Genomic DNA, 12,975 nt, shown 5'->3' on the forward strand with positions numbered 1-12,975 from the left:
ACGATTGTAAAGAGAACCGACAATAGACGCCGATCCGCTGCGATCCGGCGCCGGTCTGCCCTGCCGCCCCGGCGACGAATTGCCGGTTTGCCGCCTTTGCCGACAATTCGCCTTGCCACCCCGCCCGGCCGCGCCATGATCGGGCGATGACCACGACACCGCCGAACGCTCCGTCCACAAGCGGCCCGCCCCAGAGCGACCAGCCGAGCGCTTACCAGAGCACGCCCCCGAGCGACCAGCCGATGCCCGCCGATGGCCCCAGGGTCATTCCCGCCGCCACCCTGGTGATTTTCCGGGGGGCTGCCGACGGCCCGCCGGAAGTGCTGATGGTCCAGCGCGCCAAGGAAATGCGCTTCGCGGGCGGCGCGGCGGTGTTCCCGGGCGGCCGGGTGGATGCGGCCGACCGCGAGCTTGCGCGCAGGATCCTGCCCGGCGAGGCAGAGGAAATCGCCGCCGCCCGCATCGCCGCCATTCGCGAGACGCTGGAAGAGACCGGCCTGATGGTCGCCACGACCGCACCGGTTTCCCCCGCCGAGGCTGCCGGGGCGCGGGCGATGCTGCTGGAACAGGGCAGCCTGGCCCCGGTGCTCAAGCACTTCGGCTGGCATCTCGAACCCCAGCGGCTGGCGCTCTACGCGCATTGGTGCCCGCCATGGGAAGGCGCCTTCGACACCCGCTTCTTCGTGATCGACCTTGGCACCGGCGCCGTCGACATCGAGGTGGATGCCACCGAGAACACCCGCCTGTTCTGGACCAGCGCCGCAGAGGCGCTCGCCATGGCGGATCGCGGCGAGATCTCGGTGATCTTCCCGACCCGCCGCAATCTCGAACGCCTCGCCCGCTTTGCCAGCCACGAGGAGGCACTGGAAGACATCGCCCGCCACCCGGTCCGCCGCATCCATCCCCGCATCGAGATTCGGGACGGCGCCCAATGGCTGACGATCCCGGCCGACCTCGGCTATCCGGTGGACGGACAGCCAAGAGCGACCGCGCAAAGGGGTTAGAGCAGACGATCCGATTGCATCGGATCGTCTGCTCTAAGATTTTGGTTTTACGCGTTTTCCGAGTCATCAGGTGATTCCACCTGATTAGAAAACGCTCTAAGCGGGAGCCGCCTCGGCCACGCCAGGGCGCGCCAGGCGCCCTCCGGCGGCGTAGAGCCCCAGCAGCATGGCCACGACGAAGAAGCCCGCCATCGCCATGATGGCGCCGTCGTAGCTCTGCGTCAGCGAGAAGACCTTGGCCGAACCGACCACCGAGATGGCAATGAACGGCAGGCCGATCAGCGTGTTGAGGCCAAAACCACGGCTGTAGCTGGCCTGCCCGAAGGCATCGGACAGGCCGCGTCCCAGCGCCGGGATCGCCCCTGCCCCGTGCAGGCCGATCAGGCCGATCACCACGCCGGTCACCGCGAACGGGGGATGCAGCAGCAGCACCGCCCAGAGCACCGCGCAATCGAAGCCAATCAGCGCCAGCGAGCGGCCGCCGCCCAGCCGGTCTGCCACCCAGCCGAACAGCACCGAACCGGCGATGCCGACCAGCGACATGCCCGATTGCAGCAGCGCCGCTTCGGCGCGGGTGAAGCCCCAGGACTGCCCCATCGGCACCAGCAGCGAACCAAGCATGACCGAGCTTGCCATGCTGGCGATGGCCGCCAGGCACAGCGCCCAGAAACGCGGGCGCGAGAGCAACTGGGCAACGCTCAGCGAGCCGTCCGACGTGCGCTTGCCTGCCGAAACCGGGGCCTTGCCCTCACCGCCGGGAGGGTGATCGATCGCCAGCAGGCTTGCCGGCACGAGGATCAGCGCAATGGCGGCCGCGATGCCGAGATAGATCGCGGTCGGCGTGAAGACGCGCAGTCCGCGCTCCACCAGCCAGGGCATGATCGCAATAACGACCGGCAGATGGACAAGCCCGAGCGCCAGCCCCCGGTTCTGCACGAACCAGCGCGTCACCAGCGTGGCCGGGGCGATCGATCCTGCCAGGATCATCGCCGGGCCCAGCAGCAGCGCATAGACGGCAAGATAGAGCGCATAGCTGTGCGTCAGCGCCAGCATGGCAAAACCCGCAGCGCCCAGCAGCGCGCCCAGCAGCATCAGCAACCGCAGCGAGAACCGCGCGATCAGCACGCCGACGAAGGGGGCCAGCAGCGAGGAGCCGACCAGCACCAGCGGAATACCGGCGGCGGCCGCTTCCGCACTGACGCCCAGCCTCTGTTCGGCGGGGGCCAGCATGATGCTGAACGCGCCCATGATCGTGCCGATCACCAGGTTATGCGAAATGCCCGCAATGACGCCCATCCGCCGTGCCAGCGGATGGTTCGGGGCCTCGTGAACGGCCGCATCGGCATCAGGTGCCATGTCTCTCTCCCGACTCGCCGGCCCGTGGCCGGATGCTTTGTCTGGGAAGGCAGCCTAGGCACTGCGGCCCGGCGGGCGAGACACTTCGCCCCGGCCGCGCGCAAATACCGCCGCGGCGAAGCGGCCTGGATTCTGTCCGGGAAAGCTCCGGGCGGGCCTTTTTTCCGAAGCCGCCCTCAGCCCGGCACGACCGTGGTCACCCCGTGGAGCCGGACAAGATGGTCGACCACCGGCTGGTAGATCTCGCGGTCGAACTCGACCCCGGCATAATCGCCATCGACCCAGCGCACCACGCCGGTCAGCCCTTCCAGCCCTTGCGGGCGGATGACCACGCGGGCGCCAACGCGGAAATAGAGCCCGGATACCCGCACGCAGCAACCGCTGGCGGAAATGTCGGAAATTTCGCCGCGATCGCGCAGGCCGCTTTGCGTGCGGCACTGCGCAGTCAGCGAAACAGCACGGCGCGATGCCTGCCTGGGGGATGAAGAGCGGGCCATAGCCGCATTGTACCGAGACAGGGTTTACACTTTGTTAAGCGCAAGAACAGATCCCGGAATTTACTCAGATCACCGCACAATACATTGGCGAAAAAGCAGAATTTTCGCCTCGACATTACTTTGACCTTACTTTCAGCGCCAGGATCAGGGCGCTTTGGCAAGTTCCGCGCGGGCCGGAACGGCCGCTTGCGCCTCGGCCTGCGCCGCCAGCCGGCGCGCCAGCACCGCGCAGACCATCAGCTGGATCTGGTGGAAGAACATCAGCGGCAGGATGATCGCGCCCACTTGCGCCGGCGCGAACAGCACGCCTGCCAGCGGCACCCCGGTGGCGAGGCTCTTCTTCGAGCCGCAGAACAGGATGACGATGCGGTCCTCGTGGTTGAAGCCGAGCAGGCGCCCCATGACATTGCCCGCCACCATGATGACCGCAAGGATGCCCAGCGACAGCGCCGCGATCAGGCCCAGCTCGGCCAGCGTCACCTTGTGCCACAGCCCGTCCAGCACCGCGGCGCCAAAGGCCGTATAGACCACCAGCAGGATCGAGCCGCGGTCGGTGTAGCCCAGCAGCTTCTTGTGACGGCTGACGAAACCGCCGATCCACGGGCGCAGCAAGTGTCCGGCGATGAACGGCAACAACAACTGGACGGCGATGGTGATGATCGGGTCGGTCGAGAAGCCCTGGGTCTTGCCGGTGATGAACAGTGCCGTCAGCACCGGGGTGATGAAGATGCCCGCCAGGTTGGAGAACGAGGCGCTGCACACCGCCGCCGCCACGTTGCCCCCGGCTATCGCGGTGAAGGCGATGGAGGACTGCACGGTCGAGGGCAGCAGGGTCAGGAACAGCAGGCCCATCGCCAGCGAGGGTTCCAGCCCCGGAATGACGCTGACGCCGAGGCCGACAACGGGGAACAGCACGAAGGTCAGGCAGGCGACCGTCAGGTGCAGCTTCCATGCCTTGGCGCCGTCGATGATCGCCTCGCGCGAGAGCTTGGCGCCGTGGAGGAAGAACAGCAGCGCAATGCCCGCATCCGCCGCGCCTCCGGCGATCCCCGCCCAGGCGCCGCGCGCCGGGACGATCGAGGCGAGCCCCACGGTCGAGACCAGCAGCAGCAGATAGGGATCGATGTTCAGGCGCGCGAGAAGACGGTTCATGCCCGCCTGTCTAAGCACAACCGGCGCGCGGCAAAAGCCCTCACCTGCAATCGTCCCTATCCGTCAAGATCGCGGCGATCCGCAGGGAAAATCCCCGCACCGCGCCCCGCGCCTCTGAGATTTTGCCGGGAAAATGCCCGAAGGGGCATTTTTGGTCCGGCCCCGTCTACTTGCCCGGCACCAGCCGCATCGCCGCGCCGCCGCCCGGCGCCAGCCAGAGCGTGTAGGTATCGCCCTTCTTCACGCTGCGCGTTTCATAAGCGATCCGGTGGCGGGCCTCGGTCAGGTAAGTGGCGCCCTCCCCGTCCTTCCAGATCGTTGCCTTGTAGGTCTTGCCGGGTTCGAGGAAGTCGAACGAGAGCGTGACGCTACGCGCGGTCGCGTCGTTGACGCCGCCGACGAACCATTCGGGGCTCCCCCGGTCCTTGCGCGCGAAGATCGCATAATCGCCCACTTCGCCTGCGATCAGGTGGCTTTCGGCCCAGTCGGTGGGGACGTGGCTGATGAACTCCATCTCGCGCGGGTACTTGTCGAGGTTCTCGACAAAGTCCGCCGCCATCTGGATCGGCGAATAGATCGCGAGATAGAGCCCGAGCTGCTTGGCGAGCGTGGAGGCCAGCGGATCGTGCTTCGCGCCCTCGAGGCTCAGCACGCCGGGCGTGAAGTCCATCGGACCTGCCAGCATGCGGGTATAGACCAGCGTCGGCTCATGGTCCGGCCCGTTGGCGAAGGCCCCCCAGGCGTTGTATTCCATGCCCCGCGCGCCTTCGCGGCTGACCCAGTTGGGATAGGTGCGGCGCAGCCCCGTGTCCTTGACCGGCTCATGCGCGTCGATGGAAATGTGGTGCTGCGCGGCCAGCTTCACCACGTCGAGATGATGGTTCACCTGACGCTGGCCGTCATGCCATTCCATATGCGTTTCGCCCGGCTTCTCGCCGAAATGCCAGGTGCCGGCGATGATGCCGCCGCCGTCCGCCACGTAGCCGGTCTTGACCGCCGTGACGCCGAGCTTCTCGTAGAGCGCAAAGCCTGCATCCATCTGCTTCTCGTAGATGGCGATATTGCCGCCGGTCTCGTGGTGGCCGATCAGCACCACGCCCTTCTTGCGCGCATAGTCGGTCACTGCCTTGATGTCGAAGTCCGGCGTCGCTTCGGTGAAGCTGAAATCGCCGTGGCCGAACCAGTCGCCGTCCCAGCCCTTGTTCCAGCCCTCGATCAGCACGCCGCCGAAATTGTGGCGCGCGGCATAGTCGATGTACTGCTTGGCCCGCGCGGTGGTGGCGCCGTGCCGGGGGCCGGTCGCCCAGGTCCAGTCGCCCCGGATCATGCCCCACCAGATGCCGATGTAGCGCATCGGCCTGACCCAGCTGACATCGCCCAGCGCGTTGGGTTCGTTGAGGTTGAGTTCCAGATCGTTCTCGACAAGGCCCGCTACATTGTCCGCTATGCGGATCGTGCGCCAGGGCGTGTTGAACGGCAGATCGCGCACCACCCGCGCCCCGCGTGACGAGGGCGAGAGCGTGGTGCGGAAGGTCTGCCCGTCAGCCCGCTTGAACCAGTAGCCGGCATAATCCACCAGCGCCGCTTCGTGGAACGAGAGGTGGGTGCCGTCCTCCAGCTTCATCGTGATCGGCGTGTGGGCGGTGGAAACGGCGTCGATCGCGGTCTTCTGGTAGACCTGCTCGTAGCGGTTCCACTCGCCGCCCGGGATCCACCACGCCGTCCCCTTGGGCACGATGTCGAATTCGGTGGTCTCGTCGGCGATCTTCATCGTCTTCATCGCCGGCTGCGCGGGCAGTTCGTAGCGGAAACCGATGCCGTTATCGAACAGGCGGAAATGCACGTCCATCAACCGGCTGCCCTGCGCGGCGGACTGGCGGAAGTGGACGGTCACCTCGTTGTAGTGATCGCGCACATCGGTGCGCTCGCCCCAGGGCTGCTGCCAGGTATCGTCCTGCGCGCCCGTCTCGCTGCCGGAAATCGCAAAGCCGCGCACCATGTTGACGCCGTCGGTGAGCACGAAGCCCAGCTTGCTCGGCGCGATCAGCAGCTGCCCCTTGCGCGACAGCGACCAGGTGGGGCGGCTGTCGTTGTCGGTGCTGACGGTGAGCACGATCGAACCATCGGGCGAGGCAGCGGTGACGCTGGGTTTGGCTTCCTGCGCATGGACGGCAAGCGGCGCGAGAGCAGCGGCGAGGATGCCGGCTCCAAGAAAGCGGGCGGGGGCCAGCAGGCGGAAAGGCTTCATGCGGGTTCTCCGTTAGGAGCCTTGGCCCCTTCTTCAATCCAGATCGCGCCCCAGGCGGGGAGCCAGCCGGGTACAGTCTCGTTGACGGCGGCGAGGACTGGGCCGGCAACCGGCACGCCCTCGGGCCAGAGCGCCTCGTTTTCACCGATGTTGAACACGGCCAGTACCGAACGCCCCTCCGCCGCGCGGCGCAGCACCAGCCGCGCCGCGTCAGCCAGCAGCACCTCGCAGGTGCCCTCGCGCAGCGCCGCATCGCTGCGGCGCACGTGGATGAGGCGGCGCGTCAGGTGCAGCAGCGAGGCGGGATCGGCCTCCTGCCGGTCCACCGCGCGGGCCAGGTTCGCTTCGCTGAGCGGCAGCCACGGGTGGCCGCTGGTGAAGCCGCCATGCTCGTCCTGCGCCTGCCACGGCAGCGGCGTGCGCACGCCGTCGCGCGAGAGGGTGAGCGGCCAGTTGGCGATGGCCTCGGGATCCTGCAGCAGTTCGAACGGCACCTCGTCCTGCTCCAGCCCGAGTTCCTCGCCCTGATAGACGATCGGGTTGCCCCTGAGCGAAAGCAGCAGCATCGCCTTCATCCGCGCGAAGGCATCACGGTGTCCCGGGCCAAGTTCAACAGGGCACCAGCGCGAGACGGCGCGGGGGGCATCGTGGTTCTCGAAAGCCCAGCTCGGCCAGCCCATGCCTGGCTCATCGGGCCAGAATTCCTGCGTGGCGGCGACGCGCGCGGGCGTCAGGCTCTCGGCATAGAGGAAGTCGAAGCCATAGGCGCTGTTCAGCCGCGCGGGGCCTTGCGTGAAGGCCTTCATCTCCACCCCGGCATTGAGCCCGCCGACTTCGGCCAGCGAATAGGTATCGGGATAGGACGCAATCAGCGCCTGCAACCGCTCGATGAAGGTCAGGAGATCCGGGTGCGACTGGTTGTAGCGCTGGGTCTGGAAGTCGTAGGGCCGCGTGCGCAGTTTGCCGTCCTGCGGCGCGGGCGGATTGTCGCGCAGCAGCGGATCGTGCATCGCATGGTTGAGCGCATCGATGCGGAAGCCCGCAACGCCCCGGTCCAGCCAGAATTTCGCCACGCCCAGCAGCGCGTCCTGCACCGCGGGGTTGTGGCAATTGAGCTGCGGCTGCTCGGCCAGGAAGTTGTGCATGTAGTACTGCCCGCGCCGCGCGTCCCAGCGCCATGCCGGGCCGCCGAAGATCGACTGCCAGTTGTTCGGCGGCGTGCCGTCCTCCTTCGGATCGGCCCAGACGTACCAGTCCGCGCGCGGGTTATCGCGGCTGGAGCGGCTTTCCGCGAACCATGCGTGCTTGTCGGAGGTATGCGCGTAGACCTGATCGACGATGATCCTGAGCCCCAGCTCGCGGGCCCGCGCGATCACCGCATCGAAGTCGTCCAGCGTGCCGAAGATCGGATCGACCGCGCAGTAATCGGCAATGTCATAGCCGAAATCGGCCATGGGCGAGGCGTAGAACGGCGAAATCCACACCGCCTCGATGCCAAGGCTGGCCACGTGCCCCAGCCGCGCGGCGATGCCGGGCAAGTCGCCGATGCCGTCGCCGTTGGCGTCCGCGAAGCTGCGGGGATAGATCTGGTAGATGGCGGCGCCGCGCCACCACGGGGCTGTCTGGGTCATGGTCGTTTCCGGGGGGAGTGAATCAGGGTTTGGCCGCGCAGACCGCAAAGCCGAGCGGCGGCAGGTCGACGCGCACCGAGCCGGGCGCGCTGGCCGCGGCGGCGCAGGCCGTGCCCGCCAGCGTCTCGAAGGCGAGCGAGGCCGGATCGACGGCAACTTGCGCCGAAACCGGCGCGTCCGAGGTGTTGAAGGCCAGCAGCACTTCGCGGCCCGTCCCGGGATCGAAGCGCGATACGGCGACGAGGCCGGGCTTGTCCGAAGCGGCGCGGGTGACCGAACGGCCTTGGGTCAGTGCCGGGGTCTTCACGCGCAAGGCGGAAAGCTGCGCGATCAGGCGGTAGAGCGGATGGGCGGGATCGAAGCTTGCGCTTGCCGTCGTCCTGGCCGTGCCGACCAGCGGCTCAGCGTTGTAGATCGCCACTTTGCTGGCAAACATGTCCTGGCGCGACAGCTGGTCGCCGCCGCCCCCTGCAAAGCCCTGCTCGTCACCGTAATAGATCGTCGGCACCCCGCGCAGGGTGAGCAGCATGGCATGGGCCAGCTCGTCCCGCCGGAGCAGTTCGTCCGCGCCCATCGCCGGGTTTGCGGCCTTGAGGAACATCGCCGCGCGCCCGGCGTCGTGGTTGCCAAGGAACGTCGGCAATTGCATCGCCGCCGCGCCTCTGCTGGTATTTGGGCCGCCCTCGTAAAGCCCGTCATCCTCGGGCAGGCGCGCCAGTTCCTCGGCGCTGCCGCCGCCCGCCGCCTTCAGCACCGCGTGCATGAAGGCGAAGTCGAGCACGCCGGGAAGGCCCGCATTGCGGGTCCAGCTCGCCAGCAGCGCCGGGTCGTAGTCCCCCGTCATCACTTCGCCGAAGATGTGGAAGTTCGGGATGCCTCTCGCCGCCGCGCGCGCCTTCATGGCGGGGACGAACGCGCGCCAGAACTGCGGGTTCACATGCTTGGCGGTATCGATGCGGAAACCGTCGACGCCGTACCGGTCGATCCAGTCGCCGTAGATCGCGATCATGCCCTCGACCACGCGCGGGTTCTCGGTCGCAAGGTCGTCCAGCCCGACGAAATCGCCGTACTGCGCGCTCTCGCCCTTCCAGTCGGTATTGCCGCGATTGTGGTAAAAGATCGGATCGTTGAGCCAGGCGGGCACTTTCACCCGCTCCTCGCCCCGGGGCACATAAGGCGTATAGGCGAAGGAGGGATCGGTCAGCTTCGCCCAGTTCGACGCGCCCGCATCGCCGTCACCGGCAAAGCCGGGATTGATCGGCGCGCCGGAGACACCGCCCCTGCGCGAAAACGGGTAATCCGCCTTCGAGCGGTAGGGATAGCCCTCGGCCCTGCCCTCCTTGTACTGGATCACGTCCGCCGTGTGGTTGACGATGATGTCCATGTAGACCTTCAGCCCCCGCGCATGGGCGGCATCGACCAGTGCCCTGAAGTCCGCGTCGGTGCCGAAATGCGGGTCGACATGGGTGAAGTCGGTGATCCAGTAGCCGTGATAGCCCGCGCTCTCGCCGCCCCTGGGCCCCTGCACCGGCTTGTTCCTGAAGATCGGCCCCACCCAGATCGCCGTCGCGCCGAGGTTCTGGATATAGCCCAGCCTTGCAGTGAGCCCCTTGAGGTCGCCGCCATGGTAGAACGCCTTGTCCGCCGGATCGAAGCCGGTGGTCAGCCTGCCCCCCTTGAGGCCGCCCGCATCGTTCGACGGATCGCCGTTCTCGAAACGGTCGGGCAGGACGAAGTAGATCACTTCCTGCTCGGGGCTGCGGGCGCGCAGGTCTTCCAGCGGGCCCGCCGCCGCGCCCGTCGCGACAAGCGCTACGGCCAGGGTCAGGAGAGAAGGGAGCAGGCGTTTCATCTCGGGCACTCTCCGATGTCTTGTCTCATCGTCGCCCCGAAACCCGTTCGGGGGAAGCGGAACCGGGAAGGGAGGGAGAGGGACTTCCCGGTTCCGCCCATGGCGGTGCCGCCGGAGAGGAGGAGAGGTTCCCCGCACGGCACCGATAACTGGCCTCAGAACTTGCCCCGAGCCCGGCGGGGCTCAGAACTTGCCCGGGCCCGGATGGGCTCAGAACTTACCCGAGCCCCGGATGGGCTCAGAACTTATACGTGAAGCCGGCCAGATACCGCGCGCCGTAGCGCTGGTAGTCGATGATCTGGCGGTTATCGCCCGGATTGGTGGTCACGAACGGCGCATTGGTGAGGTTCTGGCCCTGAATGTAGAGCGAGAGCCCTTCCAGCGAACTGCCCGGCTGGAAGTCGTAGCCGATCTGCGCATCGACGATCGTTTCCGGCTGGGCGCGGCGGCGCACGCGGTTGGCCGCGAAGCCGGACACTTCACCGATGAAGGTCGAACGATAGCGCACCGAGGCGCGGGCGTTGAAGCCCCACTTCTCGAAGAAGGCGGTGCCGTTGGCGACCCACTTCGAATAGCCCGGCAGCGCCGAGGCCGGTTCGCCCGGGGTCGGGTGGATCTTCGACTGGGTATAGGCCACCGAGCCGGTCACGCCGAAGCCCTCGAGCGCCGAGGTGAAGGCATCGAACGGGATCGTGCCCGCCACTTCCACGCCGTAAAGCTTGCCGCCCTGCCCGTTGACCGGGATGTTGATCACCGCCGTCGGCGAGATCGTGTAGCCCGCGCCCGGATCGGGCAGCGCCAGCGTGGCGCTGTCGATCACCACGTCCTGGTTGTAGACGTAGCTCTTGAGGTCCTTGAAGAAGAACTGCGCGGCGATGTAGCCCTTGGCGGCGAAGTACTTCTCGAAGGTCAGGTCGAGCGCATTGGCGCGCCAGGGCCGCAGGTCCGGGTTGCCCGAGGAGCCGGTCACCTGCGCCACGCCATTGGTGAAGGTATAGCCATATTCCAGCGAGGCGCGCATGTCGTCGAGGCGCGGGCGGATGATCTCGCGCGCGGCGGCAAAGCGCACCACGAAGTCGCTGGGCATGCGCAGCGAGAGGTTGAGGCTGGGCAGCACGTCGAGATAGTCCGTGCTCGAACGGCGCACCGCGTAGATGTAGGCGGGCGAGCCATTGGCATTGACCACCTGCTGGCCGGTCGCCGGATCGATGTTCGGCGCGGCGCTGCCGCCGGTCGAGTTCTGGTCGGTCCAGATCGCCTGGACGCCGATGTTGCCGGTCAGCTCCGAGGCGCCGATCTGCGAGCGGATGTTGGCCTGGAGATAGGCCGTCATCAGCTTCTCGCGGATCGCGTAGCCCTTCGAGACGACATCGCCGGTGGGGTTCGGCACGAGATTGTAGATGCCGTCGCGGATCAGCGCGAGCGGGTTGTAGCTGATGACATTGCCCAGCCCGAGGTACTTGAGGTTGGTGGTGCCGAGGCGGTACTGCTCGGGCACTGCCAGGCTGACGGTGCCGTCGGTATTGGCGGCAAGACCGAGGAAATATTCCTCCGGCGTCAGCGTCTTGGAATGGTTGGTGTAGTTCATGCCCGCCTGGATCGAGCTGAAGAACGAGGATTCCAGCTCCTTCGTCACCTCGCTGCGGAACTGCCAGAGCTCGTCCTTGATCTTGCGGTTGTTGTAGTAGCCGTCCTGGCCGCCGTAGATCGCAGTGCCGTCGGTGCCGATCTGGGTGCCGCCCCAGCCCTGCGGGCTGGTCAGCAGGATCTGGCTCCAGTCGCCATAATCGATGTCGTGGGTGAAGGTCGTGCCCTTGGCGGCGCTGGTGAAGCCGATCGTGTCGGTGGCGCCGGTGCCGGCGCGGCCGGTGCCCGAATAGCTCTCGATCGTCAGCTCGTTGCGGTCGGTCTTCGAATAGCTGGCATCGGCCATCGCGGTCCAGCCATTGTCGCCCTTCCAGGTGTTGTTCCAGCCGAATGAATAGAGCTTGGCGTGGCGCTGGAACACGTCGTTGCGCAGCACGCCCTTGACGTTCGAGAAGCTGCCCGCGCTGATCAGCCCGTCCTCGACCGTATAGCCGGGATCGAGCGTGGCCGAGGACCAGTAGAGCGGCAGTTCGATGCCGCGCTTGATCTGGTTGTCCTTGAAGTTCGAATAGAAGGCATCGAGGGTCGAGGTGAAGTCGGGGCTCGGGCGCCACTGCAGGGTGCCGTTGAGGCCGAGACGCTTGAGCTTGCTCGAGGTGTTGTACGACTTCGAGCCGCCGATCACCTTGTTGCCGTCGGCGGTGTCGGCATAGCCCCAGGCGTTGAACTCCTGCACCTGGTAGGGCTCGCTGTTGTAGCTGGCGCCCAGCGCCACGCCGAGCGTGTCGTTCGCGAACTGGTCGACGTACATGCCGTTGATGCGGTACCCCTTGTCGTCCGAGCCCTTGTTGAGCTTGCCGAGGTCGGCATAGACGCCGCGCGCGCCCACGGTGACGATGCGCTTGCCGGCATCGAGCGGGCGGATCGTGCGCATGTCGACGGTGCCCGACAGGCCCTGGCCGACCAGGCTCGCCATCGGCGTCTTGTAGACGTTGACCGCGTTGATCACCTCGGAGGGATACTGGTCGTACTCAACCGCGCGGTTGTCGCCGGTCGAGGTCTGCTCGCGGCCGTTCAGCAGCGTGGTCGAGAAGTCCGGCGCGAAGCCGCGGATCGAGATCGCGTTCGAGCGGCCGTTGACGCGCTGCGAGGTCAGGCCCGGCAGGCGGGCGATGGATTCGGCGATCGAGGCGTCGGGCAGCTTGCCGATGTCTTCGGCCGAGACCGATTCGACGATCTGCTCGGCGCCCTTCTTCTTGTTGACCGCCGATTCAAGGCTGGCCCGAAAACCGGTGACGACGATCGACTGGGTCTCGGCGTCGGAGGTAACCGTGCCCGCTTCCTGCGCCGATGCGCCGTGCGGCATGGCAACCAGCGCGATGGCGAGCGCCAGCGAAGACACGGTCTTCGCGCCCGAAATGAAGGCCAGCGAAGACACCGTCTTCGGGCCCGACATGAAATCCAGCGAAGACACGGTCTTCGGGCGCGAGATAGGGTCGTGAAGCAACATCTGTGTCCTCCTCCAAAGTGACCGGCGGATCGGGGCAAATGCGCATCCCCAAGCGCCGTGGAAGGCCCGGTGGTTGTCCACCGCGACGCTTCCGCTCTCCCCCTGCTTAGGACGGGACAGGTGAATGCATAATATGGC

Annotated in this window: 8 protein-coding genes; 1 reads left to right on the forward strand and 7 read right to left on the reverse strand. The window is 66.8% G+C overall.

The annotated features are described in order from the left end of the window. The first annotated feature begins 242 nt into the window (after nucleotides 1-242). Nucleotides 243-1,004, forward strand: coding sequence for an NUDIX domain-containing protein (locus OKA11_RS13045; RefSeq protein ID WP_267220983.1), 762 nt, complete (start codon nucleotides 243-245; stop codon nucleotides 1,002-1,004). Nucleotides 1,005-1,100: 96 nt separating this feature from the next. Here the strand turns inward: OKA11_RS13045 and OKA11_RS13050 are convergent, their stop codons facing one another. The 7 genes from OKA11_RS13050 to OKA11_RS13080 all read right to left on the reverse strand — a co-directional run bounded on the left by OKA11_RS13050 (nucleotide 1,101) and on the right by OKA11_RS13080 (nucleotide 12,693). After that, nucleotides 1,101-2,360 carry an MFS transporter gene (locus OKA11_RS13050; protein ID WP_267220915.1) on the reverse strand — a complete coding sequence of 420 codons (1,260 nt, stop codon included), beginning with the start codon at nucleotides 2,358-2,360 and terminating at the stop codon, nucleotides 1,101-1,103. A 176-nt stretch (nucleotides 2,361-2,536) separates the two neighbouring features. Then, nucleotides 2,537-2,857, reverse strand: a complete 321-nt coding sequence (locus tag OKA11_RS13055; protein ID WP_267220917.1) for a PilZ domain-containing protein — start codon at nucleotides 2,855-2,857, stop codon at nucleotides 2,537-2,539. A 144-nt stretch (nucleotides 2,858-3,001) separates the two neighbouring features. Then, nucleotides 3,002-4,009, reverse strand: coding sequence for a bile acid:sodium symporter family protein (locus tag OKA11_RS13060; RefSeq protein ID WP_267220919.1), 1,008 nt, complete (start codon nucleotides 4,007-4,009; stop codon nucleotides 3,002-3,004). Between the two features lie 166 nt (nucleotides 4,010-4,175). Then, the gene (locus tag OKA11_RS13065) at nucleotides 4,176-6,257 is read right to left on the reverse strand and encodes a glycoside hydrolase family 97 protein (RefSeq protein WP_267220921.1); all 2,082 of its coding nucleotides are present in this window, start codon (nucleotides 6,255-6,257) and stop codon (nucleotides 4,176-4,178) included. Further along, nucleotides 6,254-7,888: an alpha-amylase family glycosyl hydrolase gene (locus tag OKA11_RS13070; RefSeq protein WP_267220923.1), complete on the reverse strand. Its 1,635-nt coding sequence runs from the start codon at nucleotides 7,886-7,888 to the stop codon at nucleotides 6,254-6,256. Before OKA11_RS13070 ends, OKA11_RS13065 begins: the two co-directional genes overlap by 4 nt. A 22-nt stretch (nucleotides 7,889-7,910) precedes the next feature. Next, nucleotides 7,911-9,740 (reverse strand): alpha-amylase family glycosyl hydrolase, encoded by a 1,830-nt coding sequence (locus OKA11_RS13075; RefSeq protein ID WP_267220925.1) that lies wholly within the window; start codon nucleotides 9,738-9,740, stop codon nucleotides 7,911-7,913. 238 nt (nucleotides 9,741-9,978) lie between these two features. After that, nucleotides 9,979-12,693, reverse strand: a complete 2,715-nt coding sequence (locus OKA11_RS13080) for a TonB-dependent receptor (RefSeq protein ID WP_267220986.1) — start codon at nucleotides 12,691-12,693, stop codon at nucleotides 9,979-9,981. Nucleotides 12,694-12,975: the final 282 nt, after the last annotated feature.

The sequence above is a fragment of the Novosphingobium clariflavum genome, assembly GCF_026420865.1.
Classification (GTDB): Bacteria; Pseudomonadota; Alphaproteobacteria; order Sphingomonadales; family Sphingomonadaceae; genus Novosphingobium; species Novosphingobium clariflavum.

What these genes read in the sequence shown, in the direction of transcription:
- OKA11_RS13065 (WP_267220921.1), bottom strand. Translation starts at nt 6,257, where the DNA reads ATGAAGCCTTTCCGCCTGCTGGCCCCCGCCCGCTTTCTTGGAGCCGGC.
- OKA11_RS13045 (WP_267220983.1), top strand. Translation starts at nt 243, where the DNA reads ATGCCCGCCGATGGCCCCAGGGTCATTCCCGCCGCCACCCTGGTGATT.
- OKA11_RS13080 (WP_267220986.1), bottom strand. Translation starts at nt 12,693, where the DNA reads ATGCCGCACGGCGCATCGGCGCAGGAAGCGGGCACGGTTACCTCCGAC.
- OKA11_RS13075 (WP_267220925.1), bottom strand. Translation starts at nt 9,740, where the DNA reads ATGAAACGCCTGCTCCCTTCTCTCCTGACCCTGGCCGTAGCGCTTGTC.
- OKA11_RS13070 (WP_267220923.1), bottom strand. Translation starts at nt 7,888, where the DNA reads ATGACCCAGACAGCCCCGTGGTGGCGCGGCGCCGCCATCTACCAGATC.
- OKA11_RS13060 (WP_267220919.1), bottom strand. Translation starts at nt 4,009, where the DNA reads ATGAACCGTCTTCTCGCGCGCCTGAACATCGATCCCTATCTGCTGCTG.
- OKA11_RS13050 (WP_267220915.1), bottom strand. Translation starts at nt 2,360, where the DNA reads ATGGCACCTGATGCCGATGCGGCCGTTCACGAGGCCCCGAACCATCCG.
- OKA11_RS13055 (WP_267220917.1), bottom strand. Translation starts at nt 2,857, where the DNA reads ATGGCCCGCTCTTCATCCCCCAGGCAGGCATCGCGCCGTGCTGTTTCG.